This window comes from Mesorhizobium sp. B2-3-5 (assembly GCF_006442395.1).
Lineage (GTDB): Bacteria > Pseudomonadota > Alphaproteobacteria > Rhizobiales > Rhizobiaceae > Mesorhizobium.
Genome location: NZ_VFVX01000003.1, coordinates 290,396 through 314,957, shown reverse-complemented (window position 1 = coordinate 314,957; position 24,562 = coordinate 290,396). Strand labels below are relative to the sequence as shown.

Annotated in this window: 25 protein-coding genes; 16 read left to right on the top strand and 9 right to left on the bottom strand. The window is 64.6% G+C overall.

Going from position 1 to position 24,562, the window contains the following annotated elements; all coding sequences use genetic code 11:
- Positions 1-57 precede the first annotated feature (57 nt).
- From hrcA to FJ958_RS06190, 6 genes are all read left to right on the top strand, one after another.
- A complete protein-coding gene (gene hrcA, locus FJ958_RS06215; protein ID WP_140740726.1) occupies positions 58-1,140 on the top strand; it encodes a heat-inducible transcriptional repressor HrcA in 1,083 nt (360 codons plus the stop codon).
- 81 nt (positions 1,141-1,221) lie between these two features.
- On the top strand, positions 1,222-1,419 hold the full coding sequence (locus tag FJ958_RS06210; protein ID WP_140610618.1) for a hypothetical protein: 198 nt from the start codon (positions 1,222-1,224) through the stop codon (positions 1,417-1,419).
- A 127-nt stretch (positions 1,420-1,546) separates the two neighbouring features.
- The gene (locus FJ958_RS06205; RefSeq protein WP_246679519.1) at positions 1,547-2,896 is read left to right on the top strand and encodes a sorbosone dehydrogenase family protein; all 1,350 of its coding nucleotides are present in this window, start codon (positions 1,547-1,549) and stop codon (positions 2,894-2,896) included.
- 290 nt (positions 2,897-3,186) lie between these two features.
- Complete coding sequence (locus tag FJ958_RS06200; protein WP_140740723.1) at positions 3,187-3,804, top strand: LysE family translocator; 618 nt, start codon at positions 3,187-3,189, stop codon at positions 3,802-3,804.
- 178 nt (positions 3,805-3,982) lie between these two features.
- On the top strand, positions 3,983-4,963 hold the full coding sequence (gene cysK, locus FJ958_RS06195; RefSeq protein ID WP_140740721.1) for a cysteine synthase A: 981 nt from the start codon (positions 3,983-3,985) through the stop codon (positions 4,961-4,963).
- A 210-nt stretch (positions 4,964-5,173) separates the two neighbouring features.
- Entirely contained in the window at positions 5,174-5,800 is a 627-nt protein-coding gene (locus tag FJ958_RS06190) for a glutathione S-transferase family protein (protein ID WP_140740719.1), read from the top strand.
- Between the two features lie 21 nt (positions 5,801-5,821).
- Here FJ958_RS06190 and FJ958_RS06185 read toward each other — a convergent pair whose 3' ends face one another.
- Both FJ958_RS06185 and FJ958_RS06180 read right to left on the bottom strand, forming a co-directional pair.
- Positions 5,822-7,069 carry an RNA polymerase sigma factor gene (locus FJ958_RS06185; RefSeq protein ID WP_140740717.1) on the bottom strand — a complete coding sequence of 416 codons (1,248 nt, stop codon included), beginning with the start codon at positions 7,067-7,069 and terminating at the stop codon, positions 5,822-5,824.
- A gap of 7 nt (positions 7,070-7,076) precedes the next feature.
- Positions 7,077-7,445, bottom strand: coding sequence for a YciI family protein (locus FJ958_RS06180; protein WP_140740716.1), 369 nt, complete (start codon positions 7,443-7,445; stop codon positions 7,077-7,079).
- A 257-nt stretch (positions 7,446-7,702) separates the two neighbouring features.
- Here FJ958_RS06180 and FJ958_RS06175 point away from each other — a divergent pair, with 257 nt between their 5' ends.
- Genes FJ958_RS06175 through FJ958_RS06165 form a run of 3 tightly spaced genes read left to right on the top strand, consistent with a single transcriptional unit; the run spans position 7,703 to position 11,220 of the window.
- Positions 7,703-8,659, top strand: coding sequence for a TAXI family TRAP transporter solute-binding subunit (locus FJ958_RS06175; RefSeq protein WP_246679509.1), 957 nt, complete (start codon positions 7,703-7,705; stop codon positions 8,657-8,659).
- Between the two features lie 60 nt (positions 8,660-8,719).
- On the top strand, positions 8,720-10,840 hold the full coding sequence (locus tag FJ958_RS06170) for a TRAP transporter permease (protein ID WP_140740713.1): 2,121 nt from the start codon (positions 8,720-8,722) through the stop codon (positions 10,838-10,840).
- On the top strand, positions 10,837-11,220 hold the full coding sequence (locus FJ958_RS06165) for a DUF1850 domain-containing protein (RefSeq protein ID WP_140740711.1): 384 nt from the start codon (positions 10,837-10,839) through the stop codon (positions 11,218-11,220). Before FJ958_RS06170 ends, FJ958_RS06165 begins: the two co-directional genes overlap by 4 nt.
- A gap of 596 nt (positions 11,221-11,816) precedes the next feature.
- Here FJ958_RS06165 and FJ958_RS06155 read toward each other — a convergent pair.
- On the bottom strand, positions 11,817-11,957 hold the full coding sequence (locus FJ958_RS06155) for a hypothetical protein (protein ID WP_013892047.1): 141 nt from the start codon (positions 11,955-11,957) through the stop codon (positions 11,817-11,819).
- 398 nt (positions 11,958-12,355) lie between these two features.
- Between FJ958_RS06155 and FJ958_RS06150 the strand changes: the two genes are divergently transcribed.
- The 3 genes from FJ958_RS06150 to ligD all read left to right on the top strand — a co-directional run bounded on the left by FJ958_RS06150 (position 12,356) and on the right by ligD (position 16,391).
- Positions 12,356-12,862, top strand: a complete 507-nt coding sequence (locus FJ958_RS06150; protein ID WP_140740709.1) for a ferritin-like domain-containing protein — start codon at positions 12,356-12,358, stop codon at positions 12,860-12,862.
- A gap of 127 nt (positions 12,863-12,989) precedes the next feature.
- Complete coding sequence (locus tag FJ958_RS06145; protein WP_140740707.1) at positions 12,990-13,868, top strand: Ku protein; 879 nt, start codon at positions 12,990-12,992, stop codon at positions 13,866-13,868.
- Positions 13,869-13,880: 12 nt separating this feature from the next.
- Positions 13,881-16,391: a DNA ligase D gene (gene ligD / locus FJ958_RS06140; protein ID WP_140740705.1), complete on the top strand. Its 2,511-nt coding sequence runs from the start codon at positions 13,881-13,883 to the stop codon at positions 16,389-16,391.
- Positions 16,392-16,396: 5 nt separating this feature from the next.
- Here ligD and FJ958_RS06135 read toward each other — a convergent pair whose 3' ends face one another.
- Positions 16,397-17,071 carry a winged helix-turn-helix domain-containing protein gene (locus tag FJ958_RS06135; protein ID WP_140740703.1) on the bottom strand — a complete coding sequence of 225 codons (675 nt, stop codon included), beginning with the start codon at positions 17,069-17,071 and terminating at the stop codon, positions 16,397-16,399.
- A 188-nt stretch (positions 17,072-17,259) separates the two neighbouring features.
- Here FJ958_RS06135 and FJ958_RS06130 point away from each other — a divergent pair, with 188 nt between their 5' ends.
- Both FJ958_RS06130 and FJ958_RS06125 read left to right on the top strand, forming a co-directional pair.
- A complete protein-coding gene (locus tag FJ958_RS06130) occupies positions 17,260-17,592 on the top strand; it encodes an NIPSNAP family protein (protein WP_140740701.1) in 333 nt (110 codons plus the stop codon).
- Positions 17,589-17,933 carry an antibiotic biosynthesis monooxygenase gene (locus FJ958_RS06125; protein ID WP_140740699.1) on the top strand — a complete coding sequence of 115 codons (345 nt, stop codon included), beginning with the start codon at positions 17,589-17,591 and terminating at the stop codon, positions 17,931-17,933. Before FJ958_RS06130 ends, FJ958_RS06125 begins: the two co-directional genes overlap by 4 nt.
- A gap of 202 nt (positions 17,934-18,135) precedes the next feature.
- Here the strand turns inward: FJ958_RS06125 and mbfA are convergent, their stop codons facing one another.
- On the bottom strand, positions 18,136-19,119 hold the full coding sequence (mbfA, locus tag FJ958_RS06120; protein WP_140740697.1) for an iron exporter MbfA: 984 nt from the start codon (positions 19,117-19,119) through the stop codon (positions 18,136-18,138).
- A gap of 177 nt (positions 19,120-19,296) precedes the next feature.
- On the opposite strand from mbfA, the gene FJ958_RS06115 reads away from it, so the two are divergent.
- Together FJ958_RS06115 and FJ958_RS06110 are read left to right on the top strand one after the other, a co-directional pair.
- Entirely contained in the window at positions 19,297-19,620 is a 324-nt protein-coding gene (locus FJ958_RS06115) for a hypothetical protein (RefSeq protein WP_140610601.1), read from the top strand.
- Positions 19,621-19,797: 177 nt separating this feature from the next.
- Complete coding sequence (locus tag FJ958_RS06110) at positions 19,798-20,778, top strand: threonine/serine dehydratase (protein WP_140740695.1); 981 nt, start codon at positions 19,798-19,800, stop codon at positions 20,776-20,778.
- A 69-nt stretch (positions 20,779-20,847) separates the two neighbouring features.
- On the opposite strand, the gene FJ958_RS06105 is transcribed toward FJ958_RS06110, so the two are convergent.
- The 4 genes from FJ958_RS06105 to FJ958_RS06090 are packed head-to-tail and all read right to left on the bottom strand — an operon-like array spanning position 20,848 to position 24,552.
- Positions 20,848-21,984 carry an ABC transporter permease gene (locus tag FJ958_RS06105; protein WP_140740693.1) on the bottom strand — a complete coding sequence of 379 codons (1,137 nt, stop codon included), beginning with the start codon at positions 21,982-21,984 and terminating at the stop codon, positions 20,848-20,850.
- Complete coding sequence (locus FJ958_RS06100) at positions 21,981-22,901, bottom strand: ABC transporter ATP-binding protein (RefSeq protein WP_140740691.1); 921 nt, start codon at positions 22,899-22,901, stop codon at positions 21,981-21,983. Before FJ958_RS06100 ends, FJ958_RS06105 begins: the two co-directional genes overlap by 4 nt.
- Positions 22,898-23,851 (bottom strand): HlyD family efflux transporter periplasmic adaptor subunit, encoded by a 954-nt coding sequence (locus FJ958_RS06095; RefSeq protein WP_140740689.1) that lies wholly within the window; start codon positions 23,849-23,851, stop codon positions 22,898-22,900. The genes FJ958_RS06100 and FJ958_RS06095 overlap by 4 nt, the downstream gene beginning before the upstream one ends.
- Complete coding sequence (locus FJ958_RS06090; protein ID WP_140740687.1) at positions 23,848-24,552, bottom strand: CerR family C-terminal domain-containing protein; 705 nt, start codon at positions 24,550-24,552, stop codon at positions 23,848-23,850. The genes FJ958_RS06095 and FJ958_RS06090 overlap by 4 nt, the downstream gene beginning before the upstream one ends.
- Positions 24,553-24,562: the final 10 nt, after the last annotated feature.

Sequence of the window (24,562 nt, the reverse complement as noted above, 5' to 3'; positions counted from 1 at the left end):
ACCGGGTTGCGCGGCGCGCCGAAGTCTATATCCTCGACAAGGAGGTTTTCGGCCGAAATGACCAAGGCAATCGATCCCGGTTCGCAGCCGCTTGCGCTTCAATCGCTCGATATGCGCTCACGCGACATCTTCCGGCGCATCGTCGATTCCTATCTCAGGGATGGCGAGCCCGTGGGCTCGCGCAGCCTGTCGCGCATCCTGCCCTCCTCGCTGTCGCCGGCCACCATCCGCAATGTGATGAGCGACCTCGAACATCTCGGGCTGATCTACGCGCCGCACATCTCGGCCGGCCGCTTGCCGACGCAAGCCGGCCTGCGCTTCTTCGTCGACGCCTTCATGGAGCTTGGCGACCTCTCCGACGAGGAGCGCCGCACCATCGAGGCACAGGTGCGGGCATCGGGCTCGGGCGCGACGCTGGAGCAGATGCTGACCGAGGCCAGCCAGATGCTGTCGGGCATGTCGCGCGGCGCCGGCCTGGTGCTGGCCGCCAAGAACGAGGTGGCGCTGAAGCACATCGAGTTCATCCAGCTGGAGCCGACCAAGGCGCTTGCCGTGCTGGTGTCGCAGAATGGCGACGTCGAGAACCGTGTCGTCGAGCTGCCGGCAGGCATCACCGTCTCGCAACTGCACGAAGCCTCGAATTTCCTCAACGCGCATATTCGCGGGCGCACGCTGGCCGAGGCGCGCACCGAGATCGCACGCATCAAGGAAGAGACCAAGGCAGCTCTCGACACGCTGTCGCAGGACCTCGTCGAGAAGGGCCTGGCGGTATGGGCGGGCGCGGAAAGCGGTCTGCCGGCGCGGCTTATCGTGCGCGGCCGCGCCAATCTGCTCGAAAACGTCACCGCGCAGGCCGACATCGAACTGCTGCGGCATCTTTTCGAGGATATGGAGACGCAGGACGGGTTGATCCAGCTGCTCGACCTTGCCGAGCAGGGATCGGGCGTACGCATCTTCATCGGCTCGGAGAACAAGCTGTTTTCGCTGTCGGGCTCATCGCTGGTGGTCGCGCCCTACCGGGACAAGGATGCCCGCGTGGTCGGCGCGCTCGGCGTCATCGGCCCGACCCGGCTGAATTATGCCCGCATCGTGCCGATGGTCGACTATACCGCGCAGTTAATTTCCCGCATGCTGCGGTAAGGTATTTCGGCCCGACCTGACCGGGATGTCGACGCACTTTCGAGTGCGATACCGAACGAACAGGCCGCAAGGAGAAAAACAATGGCGCTCGAATCGTTCAAGGCCCAGATCAGCCTGCTGCTGGAGGAGATGGTCAACCAGCCGGAAGACGCGCATGAAGTGCAGGAGCAGCTGCGCGAAAAACTGCGCGAGATGCGCGCCATGGGCCTGCCGCTGCCGGCCGATCTCGTCGAACTGGAAAGGCGCCTCGACAGCGACCTCGACGCCACGGAGGCCTGACCGCCGCTCCGGCGCCGCTTCAACTCGGCGTGTGGCGTGGAACAATCGCGATGGTCAGCCGTTGCCGCTGGCCGTGGCAACCGATTGCCGACACGTTGCGGAGGATCCCATGATCCGATTTGCTTCAATGGCCGCCATCCCGGTTGGCCTTGTGATTGCCAGTTCGGTCCTGGCCGCCGACCAACCCGTCCTAAGAGGCGCGGCCGCCTTCGGCGACTGGCGCGCCGACGAACCCGGGGTGCGCCGGCTGATCAGGCCGGAAGACCTGCCGAAACCGTATGCCACCAAATCGGCCTCGAACAGCGCCGGCCTTGCCGACATGCCGGCCGATACAAAGCCACGGCTGCCGCCCGGATTCTCGGCCGAGCTGATTGCGTCCGGCATCGACAATCCGCGCGTCGTGCGCATCGCGCCGAATGGCGACCTGTTCGTCGCCGACAGCGAAGCCAACCAGCTTCGTGTCTACCGCCTGACCCAGGGCAGCGCGAAACCCGCCGAGAAAGGCATCTTTGCCGGCAATCTCAACCAGCCCTATGGGATTGCTTTCTATCCGCCGGGCGACGACCCGCAATGGGTCTATGTCGCCAACAGCGACAGCATCGTGCGCTTTGCCTACCGCAAGGGCGCGCTGAAGGCCTCCGGCAAGCCGCAGACCATCGTCGACAACATTCCCTCGAACCACCACTGGACGCGCGACATCGCCTTTTCGCCTGACGGCAGGACGCTTTATCTCTCGGTCGGCTCCGGCTCGAACGTCGCCGAGGATATGAGCAGGAAGCCGGATGGGGGCCTCGAAGCGTGGGTGAAGTCGAAGCCGCTCGGCGCCACCTGGGGTGCCGAGGAAGGCCGCGCCGACGTGCGGGCCTTCGACCCGGACGGCAAGAACGGCCGCATCGTCGCCACCGGCCTGCGCAACTGTTCCGGCATGACGGTGCAGCCGGCGACCGGCGCGCTCTGGTGCGTCGTCAATGAGCGCGACGCGCTCGGCGACAATGTGCCGTTCGAATATGCAACCGCTGTCAGGGAGGGCGCCTTCTATGGCTGGCCTTGGTACTATATCGGCAACAACGAAGATCCGCGCCACAAAGGCGCGCGCCCCGATCTTGCCGGCAAGACCGATATTCCCGACGTGCTGATGCAGGCGCATTCGGCGCCGCTCAACATCGCCTTCTACGACGGCAAGGATTTGCCTGCCGACACGGCGTTTCCCAAGGAATACAGGGGCGACGCCTTCGTGGCCCTCCATGGTTCATGGAACCGCGGCAACAGGACCGGCTACAAGGTCGTCCGGCTCAAGTTCAAGGACGGCAAGCCGACCGGCGAGTACGAGGATTTCATGACCGGCTTCGTCATCTCAAACGGTGAGGTCTGGGGCCGGCCGGTGGGCGTGGCGGTGGCGAGCGACGGCGCGCTGATCGTGACCGAGGACGGCAACGGCACGATCTGGCGCGTGACCTACGGGGCCGGCCGTTCCTGAGCCGTTCCTGAGGAGTCTTGCTTGAGCAGAGCAGTCCCACTCACCCGGATTGCCAGCCGAATTGCGAAGAGCAATTCGGGACAATCCGACCTCTCCCCGTGGGGAGAGGAGGTCACCAACCTTGAGGCCCGGCTCTTCTCCCCCTCGGGGAGAAGGTGGCCGCGAAGCGGCCGGATGAGCGGGCTTCATAAGGCGAAGACCGCGATGTCTGGTGCAATGGATTCCAGCTCCAGGAAATTCAACTGCGGTCCATACCATGCGACAAGACATGCTGATTTGAGACACATGTCATGACCCTCACCGGCTTTCTCGCCTACAGCGCCGCTCTCGGCATCGCCGCCGCCATTCCCGGCCCCGGGATCACGGCGCTCGTCGCGCGTGCGCTGGGCTCCGGCTTTCGCTCGTCGCTCGCCATGTCCTTCGGCCTGATGGTTGGCGATCTCACCTATCTGACCGCCGTGGTGCTGGGCCTCGCCTTCGTCGCGCAAACCTTCGGCATGGTGTTCCTGGCGATCAAATGGGCCGGCATCGCCTATCTGGCTTTCCTCGGCTGGCGCTTCTGGACCGCCGGCATCACACCCGAAACCGTCGAAGCGAAAAACGGCAAGGCCGGATTGCTGTCGAGCTTCGCCGCCGGCCTTACCGTGACGCTCGGCAATCCGAAGACGATGATCTTCTACCTCGCCATCACGCCGACCATCGTCGACCTGAAGACGATCACGCTTGCCGATTATGGTATCCTCGCGGCGCTGACGGTCGTCGTCCTGTTCGCCGTGCTGGTGCCTTACCTGGCGCTCGCCGCCAAGGCGCGCTGGTTCCTGAAATCGCCACGCGCGCTGAAGACCCTGAACCGCACGGCGGCGGGGTTCATGATTGGCGCCGCGGCAGCGATCGCCGCCCGTCAATAGGGCGCTTTCAGCGAATCCATTCCAGAAACAGGCGTCGCCCCGAAACGCTTTTCCAAGGCGGAAGCGTTTTAGACACAAGCCCTACTCGGATATTTTCGGCCGACAGTCTATCTTGCGCGGCCGAAGGCCCTATCTTGCCGGCTGGTGCCAATTGCCTGAAATCCTGGGAGCGAAACCAATGAACAAGCCCGTCACCTCCGCCCGCGTCCCCGGCCGCGGCCGCATCTACAATTCCGTCACCGACACGATCGGCGACACGCCCCTGGTACGGCTCGACAAGTTCGCCAAGGAGAAGGGCATCGTTGCCAATCTCGTCGCCAAGCTCGAATTCTTCAATCCGATCGCCTCGGTCAAGGACCGCATCGGCGTGGCGATGATCGAGGCGCTGGAAGCGGCCGGCAAGATCTCGCCCGGCAAGACGACGCTGATCGAACCGACCTCGGGCAACACCGGCATCGCGCTCGCCTTCGCCGCCGCCGCCAAAGGTTACAAGCTGATCCTGACCATGCCCGAGACGATGTCGGTCGAGCGCCGCAAGATGCTGGCGTTGCTTGGCGCGGAGCTGGTGCTGACCGAAGGCCCGAAAGGCATGAAGGGCGCCATCGCCAAGGCCGACGAGCTGGCCGCGACCATCCCCAATGCGGTCATCCCGCAGCAGTTCGAAAACCCCGCCAATCCGGAAATCCATCGCAAGACGACAGCGGAGGAAATCTGGAACGACACGCAGGGCGAGATCGACATCTTCGTTGCCGGCATCGGCACTGGCGGCACCATCACCGGCGTCGGACAGGTCTTGAAGAAGCGCAAGCCCTCGCTGCATGTCGTCGCCGTCGAGCCGGAAGCCTCGCCGGTGCTGTCTGGTGGCCAGCCAGGCCCGCACAAGATCCAGGGCATCGGCGCCGGCTTCGCGCCAAAGATCCTCGACACCACGATCTATGACGAGATCGTCAAGGTTTCCAATGAGGATTCCGTCGCCAATGCGCGTCTCGTCGCCCGCCTCGAGGGCGTGCCGGTCGGCATTTCGTCGGGCGCGGCCCTGCAGGCGGCAATCGTCATCGGCTCGCGGCCGGAGAACAAGGGCAAGACCCTCGTCGTGGTCATCCCCGATTTCGCCGAGCGCTATTTGTCGACGATCCTGTTTGAGGGGCTGGGGGCTTAGGGTTCCTTACGCCGGGATCAGAACCCCGTCAGTCGAGTTCCTTCGCGCCCCCTCTGCCCTACCGGGCAGAGGGGGTGCTGTCCCGCCAACGCCCCGCATGGTGAGCCTGGACCGCCGAAAAAGTGCTCCTGGCTGCCACCACCAGCTTGAGCGGAACACCGCTTCCGGTGCAAATCTCTGGCGGCCTGTTTCCGGCCGGGGGAGGATTTCATGTACAAGCTCTATACGCGTCCCGGCAGCGGCGGCTTTGTCATCGAGGCGGCGCTGGCGCTGGCGAACGCACCCTTCGAGCAGATCGACGTGCCGAAGACCGACCGGCCCGATCCGGCTTTCCTGGAGATCAGCCCGCTGAACCAGGTGCCGGTGCTGACCTTGCCGGACGGCCGCTCGATCACCGAATCGGCGGCGATCTGCATCCTGCTTGCGGAGCGCCACCCCGAGGCTGGCCTGGCACCGGCGATCGACGCGCCCGCGCGCGCCGAGTTCCTGCGCTGGATGGCCTTCATGTCGTCGGTGATCTACCCGGCGATGTTGCGCTTCTATTACGCGCCGCGCTACACGGCCGATGCCGACGGCGCCAAAGCCGTCAAGCAGGCCGCCGTCGCCGAGATGGATCGCGGCTTTGCCGTCATCGACGCCGCCTTGCCCGGCCGTGACTGGCTGGCCGGCGAGGCGATGTCGGTGGCCGACATCTATCTGGTGATGCTGGTGGCCTGGCATCCCGACATAGGCAAGGCACGCGTGGCCTGGCCGAACATCGAACGCCTGTGGGGCGAACTGCGCGGACATGCGCTGATGCGGAAACTCAACGCCTCGCACCAGATGTGGCCGGCCTGAGCAGGCCAGCAGCATCGCCCTTCAGTTTTTGGGAAGTGCTGCTCTTTTTGCCTGCAGGAAGCGGCGCAGCGCCGGATCACGTTCGAGGCCGATGGCCCGGTCATAGGCTTCGGCCGCATGCACCACATTGCCGAGCCTGGCCAGCAGACCTGCGCGGGCGGCCCAGTAGGGTTGATAGTCGGCGAGGCGCTTGTCATCACCCAGCACGTAAAGCGCGGCCAGCCCTGCCGTCGCCCCGTCTGTCTCGGCGATCGCCACCGCGCGGTTGATCGCCACGACGGGCGAACCTGATATCATCGACAGCGCATCGTAGAGCTGCCTGATCGCGGCCCAGTCGATACGGCCGCTCAGCCGTCGCGTCGTATGGGCCGACTGCACCGCTGCCTCGAGCTGATAGCGGCCGATGACGCCCTTGGTCGCGGCATGGCCAAGCAGGGCCTCGGCCTCGTCGATCAAGACATCATCCCACAGCGCGCAATCCTGCGCGGTCAGCGGCACATAATCGCCGGCGGCATCGCGTCGCGCGGGCCGGCGCGCCTCGGCAAACAGCATCAATGCAAGCAGGCCAAGCGCCTCCGGCTCGTCAGGCAGAAGCGAGGCCACCAGCCGGCCAAGCCAGATGCCTTCGCTCGCCAAATTGCGGCGCCGCGTCTCGGTGCCGTCCGGATCGGACCAGCCTTCGGCGAAAGCCGCGTAGATCGCTTCCAGCACGGCGTCCAGCCGTTCGCCAAGCTCGGTCCGCTCCGGCACGCGGAACGGAATGCCGGTTTCGCGGATACGGGCCTTGGCGCGTACCAGGCGTTGGCTCATCGTTGCCGGTGAGACGAGAAACGCCGAAGCGATCGTCGCGGCATCGAAGCCGAGGATGGTCTGCAGGATCAGCGGTGCGCGCACGCCCGATTCGATCGCCGGATGCGCGCAAGCAAACATCAGGCGCAACCGCTCGTCGGGCAGGTCTTCGTCGGTCATGCGCGCCTCCATCTCTTCGGCAATCAGCTTGAGATGCTCGCGGCCAGCCTCCCGGGTGAGCCGCCGGCGCACCGCATCGACGCGGCGCCGCCGCGCCACGGCCAGCAGCCAGGCTTCCGGCTGCGCGGGCACACCGGTTCGCGGCCAGCGTTCGAGCGCGGCCGCGAACGCATCAGCCAGCACGTCCTCGGCGCCGGCGACGTCGCGCGTGCGCGCCGCGAGCCAGGCGACCAGCTTGCCGTAGCTCTGCCGGGCGGCTGCTTCGGCCGCCGCCCATGCCTTCTCAGAACGATCGTCCATCACATTCTCATTGCTCGGTGATGTACTCTGTCATTTCCCAGATGGGCCGTACCTCGACCGTGCCGGTGCTGGCGGCGGGACAGCGCGCCGCCCATTCGATGGCCGTATCGATGTCGGCCGCCTCGATCATATAGAACCCGGCAAGCTGCTCCTTGGTATCGGCATAAGGGCCGTCGAGCACGTTGGTCTTGGCGCCGGCCATCCGCACCGCAGTGGCCGCCTGGGTCGGGCGCAGCCGTTCGCCAGCCAGCCACGCGCCGGATTTCTTCAAAGCTTCGGTATAGGCACCGTAGGCCGCGAGGGCCTGCTGGGTCTGTTCTTTCGGCGTATTCGCCATCGCGGCTTCGTCATTGTAGATCAAAAGCATGTATCGCATGGGTCTTCTCCCGTGGTTTCGAAGGCCGCTCCGTTGCGGGCCGAACGTATGTCGCGCGGCGGCGACCGATTTCGACAGGTTGCGGAAAACTTTCGGCCGCGGTCGCGCCTTGCGCAAGCCGGCAGGCGTTCCGGATCCACTCAACCGTTCGTCTAATGGCACATTTGCGGGTTGGCATTTGCGGCCCGCCGTCTAAACTCGGGCCGGTCCGCGTCGAGGAGGTGATGCGGTTGTCGCTATTCCAGGGAGGAAAACACGTGCTCTTTTTCAGAACGAAGTTCATCGCGGCTGGCATGGTGGCCCTTTCGCTGGGCGTGGGTATCTGCGGTGCCAGGGCCGACGAGTTCATCAACGTGCTGACCGGCGGCACGTCCGGAGTCTACTACCCGCTCGGCGTCGCGCTTTCGGAAATCTACGGCAAGACCATTCCGGGCGTGCGTACCCAGGTCCAGGCGACAAAGGCTTCGGTGGAGAACCTGAACCTTCTGGAGCAGGGCAAGGGCGAGATCGCCTTCGCGCTCGGCGATTCGGTGAAAGCCGCCGCCGAAGGCGACGCCGATGCCGGTTTCCCGCAAAAGCTCGGAAAGCTGCGCGCGATCGCGGCCATATACCCGAACTACGTCCAGATCGTCGCCAGCCAGGAGTCCGGGATCAAGTCCTTCGCCGACTTGAAGGGCAAGAGCCTGTCGGTCGGCGCACCGAAATCCGGGACCGAACTCAACGCGCGCGCCATCTTCGGGGCGCTGGGCATGAGCTACAGCGATCTGTCGAGGACCGAATACCTGCCGTTCGGCGAATCGGTCGAACTGATCAAGAACCGCCAGCTCGACGCCACGCTGCAGTCGGCGGGGCTCGGCGTCGCGTCGATCAAGGACCTTGCTTCATCGCTGCCGATCACCGTGGTGGCGGTTCCGGCCGAGGTCGCCCAGAAGCTGGGCGCGCCGTTCCAGGCGGCGACCATTCCCGCCGGCACCTACCAGGGCCAGAAGCAGGACATCCCGACGCTGGCCATCACGAACATCCTGGTTACCCGTTCCGACCTGTCGGATGAGGAAGCCTATCAGATGACCAAACAGTTGTTCGAGCACCTCGACCAGATGGTTGCCGCGCACAATGCCGCCAAGTCGATCAAGCTCGAGGACGCGATCAAGGGTCTGCCCGTCCCGCTGCATCCGGGCGCCGCGCGCTACTACAAGGAAAAGGGCATAATGTGACAAGGGGCTATGGCCGGGGACCGGGCGGCCGGCTCCCGGCCGATTGAAGGCGCAAGTCCCATGGCTCAGACAGCGGCCGGCATCGAGACAAGAACAGAGGCCACGGCGGAAGATTTCCACGACCCGACCGGTGGCGGTTTCGCGCCGTCGCGGGAAGGCCGGCTGCTGTTCTGGATCGCGGTCATCTTCTCGCTGTTCCAGATTGCCACGGCCGCCCACATCCTCAGCATCCCGAGTCAGGTGCTGCGCGCCTCCCATGTCGGCTTCCTGATGCTGCTGGCTTTCCCGCTCGTCGCGTCCGCGCGCAAGCTGGGCGCCGCCGGACGGACGCTCGCCTGGGCGCTGGCCCTGGCCGGTGTCGCTGTCGCCGCCTACCAGTATCTCGAATACCAGGCGCTGATCCTGCGCGCCGGCGACCTGAACACGGCCGACCTGATCTTCGGCGTCATCGCGCTCGTCACCGTCTTCGCTGCTGCCTACGCGATGATGGGGCCGGCCTTGCCGGTCATCTCCGGGTGTTTTCTTCTCTATGCGCTGTTCGGCCAGCATCTGCCGTCGCCGCTGAACCATCGCGGCTACGACTTTTCGCAAGTCGTCGACCAGATGGCCTATGGCACGGAAGGCATCTATGGCATTCCGATCTATGTTTCGGCCACCTACATCTTCCTGTTCATCCTGTTCGGCTCATTCCTGGAACGCGCCGGCATGATCAAGCTTTTCACGGACGTCTCGCTGGGTTTCGTCGGCCATGCACGCGGCGGCGCTGCCAAGGTGGCGGTGATCGCATCGGGGCTCATGGGCACGATCTCAGGATCCGGCGTCGCCAATGTGGTCACCACGGGCCAGTTCACCATTCCGCTGATGAAGCGCTTCGGCTACCGCGCCGCCTTTGCGGGCGGCGTCGAGGCCACGGCCTCGATGGGCGGACAGATCATGCCACCGGTGATGGGCGCGGTCGCCTTCATCATGGCCGAGACGCTCGGCGTCGAATATTCCGAAATCGTCAAGGCGGCGATCATTCCCGCCTTGCTCTATTTCGCCTCGGCCTTCTGGATGGTGCATCTCGAAGCCGGGAAACACAATCTGCTTGGCCTGTCCCGGGCCGAATTGCCTTCGCCGCTCGCGGCATTCCGCCGAGGCTGGTACCTGATCCTGCCACTGGCCGTCCTCATCTACCTGCTGTTCTCGGGCTACACGCCGCTCTATGCCGGCACGATCGGACTCGCCATGACGGTGCTGCTGATCCTCGGCGGCTCGGTGGCGCTCGGGCTGCCCTCGCCCATCCTGCGCGCCGCCTTCTGGATCGGTCTGGGTCTGGTCGCCGCCAGCTTCTTCAAGATGGGCATCAACGCCATTCTCGTCGCCGCCGCCGTGCTGATCGTGGCAAACCTCTTCGTCTCGGGCGGGCGCGACACGCTGATCGCCTGCCGGGATTCGCTGGCCGAAGGCGCGCGCACGGCGCTGCCGGTCGGCATTGCCTGCGCCGTGGTCGGCGTCATTGTCGGCACCATGACGCTGACCGGCGTCGCGACGACCTTCGGTGCCTTCATCGTCTCCATCGGCCAGTCCAGCCTGTTCCTGTCGCTTGTCCTGACGATGGTGACTTGCGTCGTGCTGGGTATGGGCATTCCGACCATTCCAAACTACATCATCACGGCCTCGATCGCAGGGCCGGCGCTGCTCCAGCTTGGCGTGCCGCTGCTGGTCGGCCACATGTTCGTGTTCTATTTCGGCATCCTGGCGGATCTGACGCCGCCGGTGGCGCTTGCCTGTTTCGCCGCCGCGCCGATCGCCCGGGAAAGCGGATTGAAAATCGCCTTCGAGGCCATAAAGGTCGCCGCCGCCGGTTTTGTCGTGCCGTTCATGGCCGTCTACACGCCGGCTCTCATGCTGCAGGACGGCGGCCCACTGTCGGCGGCGGTCGGGTATTGGCCCGCAGTCGCCTATATCGTCGTCAAGGCCGTGCTGGCGATCGGCCTGTGGGGGGCGGCCGTGATCGGCTTCCTGCGCACGCGGCTGACCGTATGGGAACGGTTCGCAGCGGCCGCCGCCGCCTTCCTGCTCGTAGCGGCAGTGCCGTTGACCGACGAGGCCGGCTTCGTCCTGTCGCTGCTGGTGGTGGGCGCGCACTGGTACCGCACCCGCACCGTGTCCGGCGCTCCCGGGCCGACGATCCCTTGAGCCTCTGCATCCTGGCCGCCGGCAAGACAGTGGCGCTGGCTGCCGCCGCCTTCACCCTGTCGTGGACGCATTCGGTCGAACGGACGCGCTGGGAGGAAGACTGGAGGGTGACGCCTTCCGGCCTGCAAGTCGTCGAGGCGCGCATCGAGGGCTCGGGCGCCGGCATGGAGCCACCCGAGGGCGCGGTGCTTCGCGGCGGCTGGTGGGTCTACGCGCCCAGGATCGGTACGCAGCGCCGCGTCGTGCTAGCCGCCTCCGGGGCGACTGGCGATGGGTGGACGCTGTGCACCCCTCAGGGCTGCCGGGAACTTGGCAAGACGGCGGGCGGGGCGATCGTGCTGGAGGCTTGCGGACCCGCCAGCACAAGCCAGTCGCGGTAGCCCGTGATCGTCCCGGCGACCGGGTGTGTATCCCGCAGACCTTCCATCTCAAAACCAGCCAGCCATGCCGTTAGCCGGTTATGTCGTTTCGCCCGCTGAACACTGGATGGTCTTCAGCCAATGACCGCGACGAAGCTGTCGAGCCGTGTGAAGTCAGCGCCATCAATAAGAACGAGACTGGTTTCGTAGCTGTCGGTGCGCGGCCCGTGTCTCCGGAACGCGCTTCGCCGAAGCGCGTTGGCGAAGCGGAATCGGTTCCTGACGGTCGAGCCTGGTCACGAGGCGCACGAAACCCGAGCACAGCACGCAGGCGCCATCGAAGACGATCAGCGGATGGCTTGCGTCGAAGGATTCAGGTGGGCGGCCTGGCTTGGGACGGCTTGACTTGGTCCGGCTTGACTGGGGAGGATCGGTCACGGGTGCCTCGGCTGCTCGTGTCCCGTGACACCAAGCCAGCCGGAGGCGGCATCAAAGACGTGGCGATGTCGCACGCCGCCTGCCGGCGAAAATCGGGCGCTCGGCGCGATAGGTCGTGGCGCGGGAGTCGGCACCCGGCCTGCAGATGCGGCTGTTGTGGCGGCTCTCGAACGTCATGGTCAGTGCGCGCCCAGCGACGTGCCGCGGCGGGCGCAAGCCGGACCGGGGCCGCGCATGTAATAGCGCTCGGGCCGATAGGTCGGCGCGACGAATTCGCGGATGGCGGCGGCATAGCCGATGAGGTGCGTGAGGAAGTTCATTTTACCTGTCCCTGTCCCGTTTTCGGATGTCCTTTCCGATTTGCGGGAATGATAGCATCGAGGCGTGAATAGTCGGTGAACGTGATGTTAATTTCTGGTCGAAAACCCGTTGCTTCATGGCCGGAATGCGGCCGATTCGGGGTGTTTCGACGCCTTTTGTCGCCATTTTCGCCGGTGTGACTTTTGCATCACATATGTTTCGTTTGAATGTCGCCCGCGCGCGGTTCTGTTTCAACTTCCAGACGGCCGCCGGAATTTCATTTGCCTCCTGCCAATGGGGACCGGAACCGGCCCATGCACCGGACGTTGACCCTTGGAGCCGGCATGCCGGCTCGACGGGCACTGCCGAGGGCAGGCCGACAATCCCGAAACCGCAAGAGCAATGGAAGGCTGAAACCATGGGCTTCTTTTCGAAGGACATCAAAACGCTGGACGACCTGTTCGTGCATACTCTGCGCGACATCTATTATGCCGAAAAACAGATCGAGAAGGCGTTGCCGAAGATGATCGACAAAGCCACCGACGCGCAGCTGAAGGCCGGCTTCGAAAAACATCTCGAGCAGACAAGGGGTCACGTCGAACGTGTCGAGGAAGTATTCGAGTTGCAGGGCGTGAAGGCAAAGACGGTCAACTGCCCGGCCATTGACGGCATCCTCGAGGAGGCCGACGAGGTAAGCGGCGATATCGACGACAAGGACGTGCTGGACGCTGCCCTGATCGCTTCGGCGCAGGCGGTGGAGCACTACGAGATGACCCGCTACGGCACGCTGATCGCCTGGGCCAAGCAGCTTGGCCGCAGCGACTGCGCCGATCTGCTGGCCAGGAACCTCAAGGAAGAGCAGGCGACGGATCGCAAGCTGACCGAAATGGCGGAAAGCAAGATCAACCTGCAGGCCGCCGAGTAAGGGGCTGACGGCCAAGGCCGGAGGCAGTCGCGCCGGCCTTGGTCCGACCGGATTGGAACCGGTTGCGCCGTCGTCCGTTGCACCTCATCTTTCTTAACAGGAATCGTCTTTCTCAACAGGAATCGTCATGGCGCCGCGTCCGGCCTGGAGAGGCTACCTGAAGCTTTCGCTGGTCACCTGCGCCATCGAACTGACCAACGTCGTCACTCATGCCGAGAAAGTCTCGTTTCGCATTCTCAACCGCCAGACCGGCAACACGGTCAAGCGTATCTATGTCGACGCCGAAACCGGCAAGCCGCTTGGGGACGACGACGAGATCAAGGGTTACGAAGACGACAGTGGCGACTTCATCCACATCGAGGAAGACGAGATCGAGGCCGTACAGATCGAGTCGTCGCATACGATGGGGCTCGACGGTTTCGTCGACAAATCCTCCATCGAGCAGATCTACCTGGATACTCCCTACTATGTCACACCGGCCGATAAAGTCTCGCAGGAAGCCTTCGCCGTCATCCGCGACGCCATGGCCGGCAAGAAGATGGCGGGGCTGGCCCGCATCGTGCTCTATCGGCGCGAACGTCCCGTGGTCATCGAGCCGCTCGGCAAGGGCATGTTGCTGACGACGTTGCGCTACGACAACACCGTGCGCCAGCCTGATACCGTCTTCGGCGACATCGAGGCGGTGAAGACGGATCAGGAAATGACCGATCTGGCCGAGCTCATCATCGACAAGAAGAAGGCGAAGTTCGATCCCTCGAAGTTCGAGGATAAATACGAGGACGCGCTGCTCGAGCTCATTCGTGCCAAGAAGGCTGGCCGCAAGGCGCCGAAGGCCAAGGCGCCGCCCAAACCCTCCAATGTCGTCAACTTGTTCGATGCGCTGAAGAAGAGCCTTTCGTCCGAAGGCGGTTCCGGCACCGGCCGCGCAAAGACCGCGGCGAAGACAAAAGCGGCGACCAAGCGCGGCAAGCCGAAAGAAGCCGCGACCAAGCGCAAGTCGGCGTGAGGATGCGAACAGATGGCTAGCCTCGAACAATATCATGCCAAACGCGATTTCAAGAAAACCGCGGAGCCGGCCGGCAAGGTGGACCGCAAGAAGGGCGAGGCAGGCGGCATCTTCGTCATCCACAAGCATGCCGCGACGAGGCTGCACTACGACCTTCGCCTGGAACACGCGGGCGTATTGTGGAGCTGGGCGGTGACGCGCGGCCCCAGCCTCGACCCGCATGAGAAACGGCTGGCCGTGCATGTCGAGGATCATCCGATCGATTACGCGCCGTTCGAAGGCACCATTCCGAAGGGTGAATATGGCGGCGGCTCGGTCATCGTCTGGGACGAAGGCACGTGGACGCCCGACGGCGATCCGGCCAAGGCGATGAAGAAGGGACATATCGATTTCGAACTCAACGGCCACAAGCTGCACGGCCGCTGGCATCTGGTGCGGCTGAGACCGCGCCCCGGCGAGAAGCGCGACAATTGGTTGCTGATCAAGTCGGACGATGCGGCGGCGCGGCCGGGCGAGGATATTCTGAAGGACGAGCCCAGATCGGTGAAGTCCGGCCTGACGATCGAGGAGGTCGGCGAAGGCAAGGCCGCCAGGGGTGAGAAGCCAAAGGTCTGGCATTCGAACAAGCCGGCCGCCGGCAAGGGGAAGGCTTCTGGTCACAAACTCGAGTTCGTCGAGCCGCAGCTTGCCACGCTGGAGCGGGATGCACCGTCCGGCGAGGACTGGCTGCACGAGGTGAAGTTCGACGGCTATCGCATGCAGGCGCAGATCGCCGGCACCGACGTGCGGCTTCTGACCCGCACCGGCCTCGACTGGACGGAGAAATTCGGCGGCGAGATCGTTGCCGAGCTCGCTGGACTGAAATGCAACGACGCCATCATCGACGGCGAGGTCGTCGTGCTGGCCGACAGCGGCGTCTCCTCCTTCGCGCTGCTGCAGCAGGATTTGTCGGCGAAGCGGACACACCGCTTCATGTACTATGTGTTCGACCTGATGCGGCTCGACGGCAAGGATTTGCGCGGCGAGCCGCTGGTCGAGCGCAAGCAGGCCCTGCAGGAACTGCTCGGCAAGCAATCCGAGAACCCGGCGGTCCGTTTCTCCGACCATTTCGCCGAGCCCGGCAAGGTGATGCTGGAGCATGCCTGCCGCATGGGGCTGGAGGGTGTCGTCTCCAAACGCGCCGATGCGCCCTACCGCAGCGGGCGCGGCCCGACATGGGTGAAGTCGAAATGCACGGCGCGGCAGGAATTCGTCATTGGCGGCTATTTGCCGTCCGACAAGACCGGGCGTGGGCTGCGCTCGCTGCTGGTCGGCTATTACGAGGGCGGCAAACTGCACTATGCCGGCCGCGTCGGCACCGGCTTCTCCACCAAGGGCGCCAACGAGTTGAAGAAGAAACTCGACGCGCTGAAAGCCGCGGCTTCACCGTTCAGTGCGGCCGTGCCGAAGGGCAAGGGCCTGGTCTGGGTCAAGCCGGAGCTTGTCGGCGAAGTGGAGTTCCGCAGCTGGACCTCGGACCGTATTATACGCCATGCTTCGTTCCAGGGATTGCGCGAGGACAAGCCGGCGGAGGAAGTCGTGCAGGAAAAGCCCAAGGCAGCACCGACAGCCAAGAGCGCGGTCGAAGCCAAGCCGGCTTCAAGCGCCGCCAAGGCTGCCGGAACCGCTAGAACCACCGTGAAGCTCTCCCATCCTGACAAGCTTTTATGGCCCGACGAAAAGATATCGAAGCAGGCCCTGCTCGATCACTATGCACTGGTATGGCCGCGCATGAAGCAGTTCGTGGTCGACCGCCCGCTCAGTCTGGTCAGGGCGCCGGATGGCGTCCACGGCCAGCGCTTCTTCCAGAAGCATGCGTCGGCCGGCATGCACGAGAAGATCGGGAAGACGAACGATCCCATCGATGGCGAGGAAATCCTGTTCATCCGCGATTTCGACGGCATTGCGGCCCTGGTCCAGCTAGGCGTGGTCGAAATCCACATCTGGGGCTGTACCATCGATGACCTGGCAAGGCCCGACCAGATCGTCTTCGACCTTGACCCGGACGAGGGCGTTGACGTCGAGGCGGTGCGCGCGGCCGCCCTCGACATACGGGGCAAGCTCGACGAGCTGTCGCTGCCCAATTTCGTCAAGACATCGGGAGGCAAGGGCTTTCATGTCGTCGTGCCGCTGAAACCGTCGGCGGATTGGGCCGAGGTCAAGAGCTTCGCCCATGATTTCGCCCGCGCGCTGGAACAGGGAGCGCCGGACCGCTACACCGCGACGTTGTCGAAGAAAGCGCGCACCGGCAAGATCTTCGTCGACTATCTGCGCAATGGCAGCGGCGCGACCACCGTCGCCCCCTACTCCTCGCGGGCCAAGAAGGGCGCCACCGTGTCGATGCCGGTGACCTGGGCCGAGATCGAGGCCGGGCTGGCGCCAAACGCGTTCCCGATCGGCGACAAGACAACGCTGAAGCAGCTGGCGAAAGCCGATCCGTGGGCGGATTTTTTCAAAAAGGGCAAGGTGTTGAAGCGGGGATAGCCGGCTCAGGCTAGAAACACCCTCTCGAATGCCGCCTTGCCCGGCGGCGAGAAAATGACCGCCCGGCTGTCCTTCTCCCGCCGTGCCCATTTCTCGGCAAGGATCTTGTCGAGAATGGCGGCCCCGAGCGTGCCCGCGAGGTGCGAACGCCGCACGCTCCAGTCGAGGCAGGCGCGGCAGACTGGCCGGCGCGGCCTGGCGTCGACATCGATGCCGATGGCCGCGAAATGCGATGCCGCCGACGGGCCAAGCCTGATCTCATTGTCGTCGCGCAGCAGGATGTCCTTCTCGACCAGACGGTCCAGCATCGCGACCGCCTGCTCGCCGGCGAGGTGATCGTAACAGACGCGGGCGACGCGCATCGCGGCGTCACGCGGGCCCGGCCGCACGCGCTTGGGGCCAACGGCTTCCGCAACGCCGGTGATGGCCTCGATCATGCCCGCCACCTGCGGCCCGGCAAGGCCGTAATAGCGATGCCGGCCCTGGCTGGCCAAGGTCAGCAGTCCGCCCTCCATCAATTTCGACAGATGCGAGCTGGCGGTCGGCAGGGAGACGCCGGCTTCCAGCGCAAGCTCGCTCGCCGTCAGTGCCGTGCCGCCCATCAGTGCGGAGAGCATATTGGCGCGGGCCGGATCGCCGACCAGGCTGGCGACGCGGGCGATGTCGGGTCCTTCACGCATAGTTTGATCCTTGTCGAAGCATCGCTGTTAGGTAACCACTATTCTGGCTTCAGCTCAAGGAGTGGCGACGCAAGCGGCGGCGGCTCCTGACGCGATCCTGCCTACCACACCGATGCGCACGACGTTTCGACCGCGCTCGAACTATTGATGTAAAAACCCCATTGATGCAGAAACCCAGGGAGCCGACCATGACCATCACCTGCTTCATCCGCTATGAGATCGACCCGTTCGGCAAGGCTGCCTTCGAGGAGTATGCCCGCAACTGGGGCCAAGCCATTCCGCGCTGCGGCGCCGACCTGATCGGCTACTATGCCCCGCATGAGGGCTCGGCGACGACGGCCTATGCCGCCTACAACATCGACAGCCTTGCGGCCTACGAAGCCTATCGCGCCCGGCTTGCCGCCGACCCCGCCGGCAAGGCAAATTATGAGTTCGCCCGCCGTGAGCGTTTCATCCTCAAGGAGGATCGCATGTTCCTGAGGCACGTCTCCGGTCCGCACGCGCCATTGGTGAAAATATGATCGCCGTCATCTTCGAGGTCGAACCGGCGGCGGGCAAACGCGATGCCTATCTCGGCATCGCCGCCAGTTTGCGCCCTCTGCTCGACGGCATCGATGGCTTCATCTCGATTGAGCGCTTCCAGAGCCTGGCCGACCCGAGCCGCATCCTGTCGCTGTCATTCTGGCGCGACGAGGACGCGGTGAAAGCCTGGCGCAACACCGAGGAGCACCGGCAGGCGCAGCAAGCCGGCCGTGGCGGCATCTTTGCCGGCTATCGTCTGCGCATCGCGCATGTCGTGCGCGACTATGGGCTGACGGAGAGGGAACAGGCGCCGGCGGACAGCCGCGCGGTGAATGGGTGAGTGCTGGTTCTTCCTTCTCCCCTTGTGGGAGAAGGTGGCCGAGCGAAGCTCGGTCGGATGAGGGGTGCTCCAGCTTAACGCGTCCAATGCGGGTGCATGGTGACAAGGCTGCCAACGTCTCACTCCGTCCAACACCCCTCATCCGTCTCGGCGCTGCGCACCGATCCACCTTCTCCCACAAGGGGAGAAGGTAAAAAGGCGCTCATGCATTCCCGATCAGCACGCCGGCCGCGAAGACCAGCGCGCCGCCCAGCACCACCTGGAAGGCGGCGCGCAGGAAAGGGGTCTGCATGTAGCGGTTCTGGACGAACGCGATCGCCCACAATTCGAAGAACACCACCACGGCGGCGACGGCGGTCGCCGTCCAGAAATGCGGGATGAGATAGGGCAGCGCGTGGCCGAGACCGCCCAGCGTCGTCATGACGCCGACGGTCAGGCCGCGCTTGATCGGTGAGCCGCGGCCAGACAGTTTGCCATCGTCCGAGGCGACCTCGGTAAAACCCATCGAAATGCCGGCACCGATCGAGGCGGCAAGCCCGACCAGAAGCGTCTGCCAGGTGTCATGCGTGGCGAAGGCGGCGGCGAAGATCGGCGCCAGCGTCGACACCGATCCGTCCATCAGCCCGGCCAGCCCCGGCTGCACATAGGTGAGAATGAACTGACGCTGCTCGGCCGTGGCTTCCTCGGCCTTGACCGCGCCCGGCACGTGCTTCTGCTCCAACCGCTGCGCCAGCGTCTCGTGGCCCTGTTCGGCCACCGCCAGATCGTTGAGCAGTTTGCGCGTCGAGGCATCCGTCGTCCGCTTTGCCGCTTCGACGTAGAACAGGTAGGCCCGCCGCTCCATTGCCTCGGCCTGGTTGCGCACATGCTCGATGCCGAGTGGCCTCACCAGCCAGTCGGGCTTGCGCTCGAAATAGCCTTTCACATGCTCGCGCCGGATCAGCGGAATGCGTTCGCCGAAACGCTTGCGGAAAAGCTCGATCAGTGAGTCGCGATGGCCATCCTCTTCCTCGGCCATCTCCTCGAACACTTTTGCCGATTGCGGAAAGCTTTCCGTCAGCCCGTCGGCATAGGCCCGGTAGATGCGGCCATCGTCCTCCTCGGACGAAATGGCCAGCGCCAAGATCTCCTGTTCGGAGAGTGACTCGAAGGAGCGGCGGCCGAAGCCGAAAACACGGGAAAGCATGAGGAAATCACCCTAGTTTAGAATTGTTCTAAACTAGGGTTGGAAGTGTCTCCGGTCAATCGCATGCTTGGCCGCGAGGTCAAGAATTGTTGAAGCGCTCGAGGGCGGTTGGTCCTTTGTTATCGGCAAAGATTCGCCTATATAGCTGAACCTAAGACAAGAATGAGGATCCAACAGATGACGACAAAGCATCCCGCACAGCATTTCGACCCGAAGCCTGTCCTCGATCTTATCGCCAGCATCGAGGCGGACCTGCAGAGGCTGAAGGGCCTTGTCGAGCAGGAGGTCGAGAAGTTCGACCCCGCCAATCCGCACAACAAGGCTCCGGATGGCAAGCTGACCGAGGAAGGCGTCGAATGCTGCTACCGCATGTTCGACGAGGGCAAGTCGCGCTATTCGGTCTCACAGCAGATGAAGATCTCGTTTGCCGCCGCCACCCACCGCTTCAACAATTGGCGCAAGCTGGGGGGCACCAAGAGGCAAAGGACGCTGCTGGGTTAGGAGCGCTCAATTGCCGGTCTCGGCGCCGCCCCTCATTGCCCTGCCGGCAGGACAGTGAGGGGCGGTGCAAACGCCGTTCATGACTCGCCAACTTTGTAACGGTCACATTTTTTCAATGGCACGCCACGTGCCTTTGCGGGCATCATGAGAGACACCATCTCTCTTGCTGGACTTCGCATGACCACCCTCACCCTTCCCGGCATCGCCGACATCCGCGCCGCCGCTACCCGGCTTTCGGGCCTGATTGTCGAAACCCCCTTGATCGAATCGCAGGAGCTGAACAAGCGCTTTGGCGGCCGTATCCTGTTCAAGCCCGAGACGCTGCAGCGCACCGGCTCGTTCAAGTTCCGCGGCGCCCACAACAAGCTGTCATCGCTCAGTGAAGAAGAACGCAGCCGTGGCGTCGTCGCCTTTTCCTCGGGCAATCATGCGCAAGGGGTCGCCGCTTCCGCCGCCATGTTCGGCGTCAAGGCGGTCATCGCCATGCCGGCTGACGCACCGGCGATGAAGATCGGCAATGTCCGCAGGATGGGCGCCGAGGTGGTGCCGTTCGATCGCTTCCGCGACGACCGCATGAGCGTGGTTCGCCCCTATCTAGACAAGGGCATGGTGCTGGTGCCGCCCTTCGACGATCCGGCCATCATCGCCGGCCAGGGCACGATCGGCCTGGAACTCGTGAGGCAGGCCAGGGCGCTCGGCGTCAGCCTCGACGCGGTCATCGTTCCCTGCGGCGGCGGCGGCCTGACCAGCGGCATCTCCGTCGCGGTCAAGGATGCCTCGCCCGGCACCGCGGTCTGGGCGGTGGAGCCGGAGCATTTCGACGACACGCGCCGCTCGCTTGCCGCCGGCGCCCGGGTTTCGAACGAACCCGGCTACAGCTCGATCTGCGACGCGATCCTCACCGCCGAGCCGGGCGCCATCACTTTCGAGATCAACCGCAGGAACCTCGCCGGCGCCATTGCCGTCTCCGACGCGGCGACCGCACAGGCGATGCGCGACGCCATGGCCCACCTCAAGCTGGTGGTCGAACCGGGCGGCTGTGTCGGACTGGCGGCGCTGTCTTCGGGCGGGATCGAACTCGCGGGCAAATGCGTCGCCGTGGTGCTGTCCGGCGGCAATGTCGATTTCGGCACCTATGCCGAAATCATGGCGGCATAGAATGCCGCCGCTCCTGATGCAGTCGCCAAGGTCACTTTCCGTCTTTCGACCTCGCCCCGCCCCGCAAAATCAGTCAAGCGTGCGCCTGAACCGCAACAGCGCAGTGCCCGCGAACACCAGCACGAACACGGCGAGCCAGCCGATCTCGACCGCGATTGCATGGAAATCGGCCCCCTTGAGCATGACCGACCGGGTGATGCGCAGGAAATGCGTCAGTGGAAAGATTTCGCCCAGCGCCTGGGCCCAGCCCGGCATGCCGCGGTAGGGGAACATGAAGCCCGACAGCAGCAGCGAGGGCAGGAAGAAAAAGAAGGTGAGCTGCATCGCCTGCATCTGCGAGCGGGCCATGGTCGAGATGGTATAGCCGAGCAGCACCAGCGAAAGCACGAAGACAAGCACCGACGACAAGAGCAGTGTCAGGCTGCCGACGAACGGGATATCGAACAGGAGCTTCGCCGCCACCAGCACCACCGCAACCTGCACCGCGCCGACGACAAGGAAGGGCAGCACCTTGCCCAGCATGATCTCGGCGGGGCTCGACGGCATGGCGAGCAGGTTTTCCATCGTGCCGCGCTCGGTTTCGCGGGTCAGCGCCATGGCCGTCATCATCACCATGGTCATCTGCAGGATGACGCCGAGCAGGCCGGGCACGATGTTGTACTGCGAGATGCCTTCCGGATTGTAGCGCTGATGCACCACCACCTGGAGCTGCTGCCTGGCGTTCTCGGCGGCGGCGGCCTGCATGCCCTGGGCGCGCAGCAGCGCCTGGCCGGCGATCGTGCTCAGCGTGGAAATGGCGCCGCTCGCGGCCGAGGGATCGGTCGCGTCCGCCTCGATCAGGATCCGCGGATTGTCGCCGCGCTCGACGCGCCTGGCGAAGTCGGCCGGGATCGTGACGACGAAGGACACGTCGCCGCGCGCCATCAGGAACTCCGCCTCTTCGGCGCTCTGGGTCACATGGTCGAAACGATAGTAGCCCGTCACCTGCAGCGCGGAGACCATGGCGCGCGTATACTGGTCGTTGCTCATCGCCACCAGGGCCGTCGGCAAGCCCTTCGGATCATTGTTGATGGCGAAGCCGAACAGCACCAGCTGCACCAGCGGCACGCCGAGCATCATGGCGAAGGTGATGCGGTCGCGCCGCATCTGGATGAATTCCTTGATCAGCAGCGCGCCGAGCCGGGCAAAGGAAAAGACGCTGCTCATGCCATGTTGTCCTTCGAACCCGACATGAACTGGATGAAGACGTCCTCAAGGCTGGTCTCCCCTGGTGCCACCGTCACGCCCTTGTATTGCTTCTCGACATCGGCGAGGGCCGTTTCGAGCTTCTTCTTGTCGGAGCCGACGACATGCAGCGTCGCGCCGAACGGCGCCACCTGGTCGACGCCGGGGCGGCCCTGCAGCGTTTCGGCCAGCTTGTCGAGACGTGGGCCCTGGACAACGAACGTGGTCAGCCCGGCATTCTGCACCACCTCGGCGACGGTGCCGGTGGCCAGCATCTTGCCGTAGGAGATGTAGCTGATGCGGTGGCAACGCTCGGCTTCATCCATGTAGTGGGTGGAGACCAGCACGGTGAGACCGCCGCTGGCGAGGTGATGGATCTCGTCCCAGAATTCGCGCCGCGCCTTCGGGTCTACGCCGGCCGTCGGCTCGTCGAGCAAAAGCAGCTTCGGCTTGTGCATGATGCAGGCGGCCAGCGCCAGCCGCTGCTTCCAGCCGCCGGACAAGGTGCCGGCCAACTGGTTGCGGCGGCTGGCCAGCCCAAGCTCATCGAGTGTCTTGGCCACGTACTCTTCGACCGGCTTCAACTGGTAGAGCCGCGCCACGAATTCGAGGTTCTCGCCGATCGTCAGATCCTCGTAGAACGAGAATTTCTGCGTCATGTAGCCGACTTCGCGCTTGATCCGGAGCGAGTCGGTGCGGATGTTGAACCCCAGCACCGTGCCTTCGCCCTCATCCGGCGTCAGCAGGCCGCACATGATGCGGATGGTGGTGGTCTTGCCCGAACCGTTGGGGCCGAGGAAGCCGACGATCTCGCCTTCGGCGACCGACATCGACACATGGTCGACGACGGTCTTGTCGCCGAACCGCTTGACCAGGCCATGAACGTCGATGACGTTCATTTCGCCGTTTCCGCGAGATCGACGTCGACGATCTGGCCGGGCTGCAGCAGACCCGCATCGCCCTCCGGCCGCGCCTCGACGAGATAGACCAGCTTCTGCCGGTTCTCGAGCGAATAGATCACTGGCGGCGTGAATTCGGGGTCGGGCGAGACATAGCTGACGCGCGCCTTCACGTCCGGGCCGCAACCGTCGCAACGAACTTTGAGCAGGCTGCCCACCTTGACGGAAGCGAAGGCGGTTTCCGGTATATAGACGGTGAGCTTGACCGCGCCGTCGGGCAGCATGGAGATGACAGGCGCCGTCGGCCCGGCTGTATCGCCTGGATTGCGAATGACATCGTTGACGCGGCCGGGCGATGGCGCCGCCAGCACCCGTTTCGACAGCCGCCACTCGGCCTGCTGCAACGCGGCCCGCGCCTGTTTGACCTGATTGTCGGCGGCCTTGATCGTCTCGGCGCGCGCCGGCAGGCCGCCGACGGCGAGATTGGCCTCAGCCTGCCCGACCTGGGCGTTGGCGGTCTCCAGCGTCGCCGAAGCCGTGTCGTAGTCGGCCTGCGTGCCGGTGCCGCGCTTGAACAGATCGGCGGCGCGGTCGTATTTTCGCTTTGCGTCATCGGCCTGCGCCTTGGCCATGTCGACCTGAGCCTTGAGCGCGGCGATTTCCTCCGGCCGCTTGCCGACCTGCAGGTCGGCAAGCTGTGCCTGCGCCTGGGCGAGGCTTGCCTCGGCCTGCGCCACCGCGATCTTTGCGTCGGCGCTTTCCAGCGTCACCACCGTCGTGCCGGGCGTGACGCGATCGCCGCGCTTCACGGCAACTGCCTCGACCTGCGCCACCTCGATCGGCGCCAGCAGCACATAGTCGCCTTCGACATAGCCGACGGCCAGCGGGGCGGTGGGCGCACAGGCCCCGAAAAGCTGCGCGGCGAGCGGCAGCGAACACAGCAAGCTCATGGTCTTTGCCCCTTCATCCCCGTCCCTTTTCTGGCGGCCAGTATGGCGCTGAGGTTGTCCGTGGTGACCGCAATGACCTTGGCGGCCTCGGCGGCGCCGATGTCATGCCAGCCCATGCGGCGCATCACCGCTTCGCGGCCGATGCGGAAATAGATGACCTGGCCGATCAGCGTGAATACAGTCAGCCGGGTCCGTTCGCTTTCAGCCGGCTCGCCGGTCGCCTGCTCCCAGATCACGCACAGCCGGCGATGCGTCGGCTCGAAGACGCCATCATAGATGCGGTCGAGCGCCGCCGTCGGATGCGACAGTTCACGCAGAACGAATTGCACGATCTCGCCGGCCTGCGGCTGCGCCACGATGAAACCGACCATCCGCTCCAACGCCACGAAAAGCTGCGCGCGCGCCGCTTCCGGATCGCTTGCCGCTCCCGGCTGGCCGCTGCCGAGCGCCTGGCCGGCGATCGTCTGGATGGTTTCGACGATATAGTCGGCGGCGGCAGTGCGAAGGCCTTCCTTGCCGCCGAAATGATAGGCGATCGAGCCGATATTGGCTTGCGCTTCCGCCGCGATCTCGCGGGTCGAGGTGCCATCGAAACCCTGCCGGCCGAACAGTTTCAACGCCGCGCGAACAAGCGCGGCGCGCGTCAGCTCCGCCGGGGCTGGTTGGCGGCGCGGAGTTCCCGTGATTGGCGACTTGGTCATGCCGAACTTT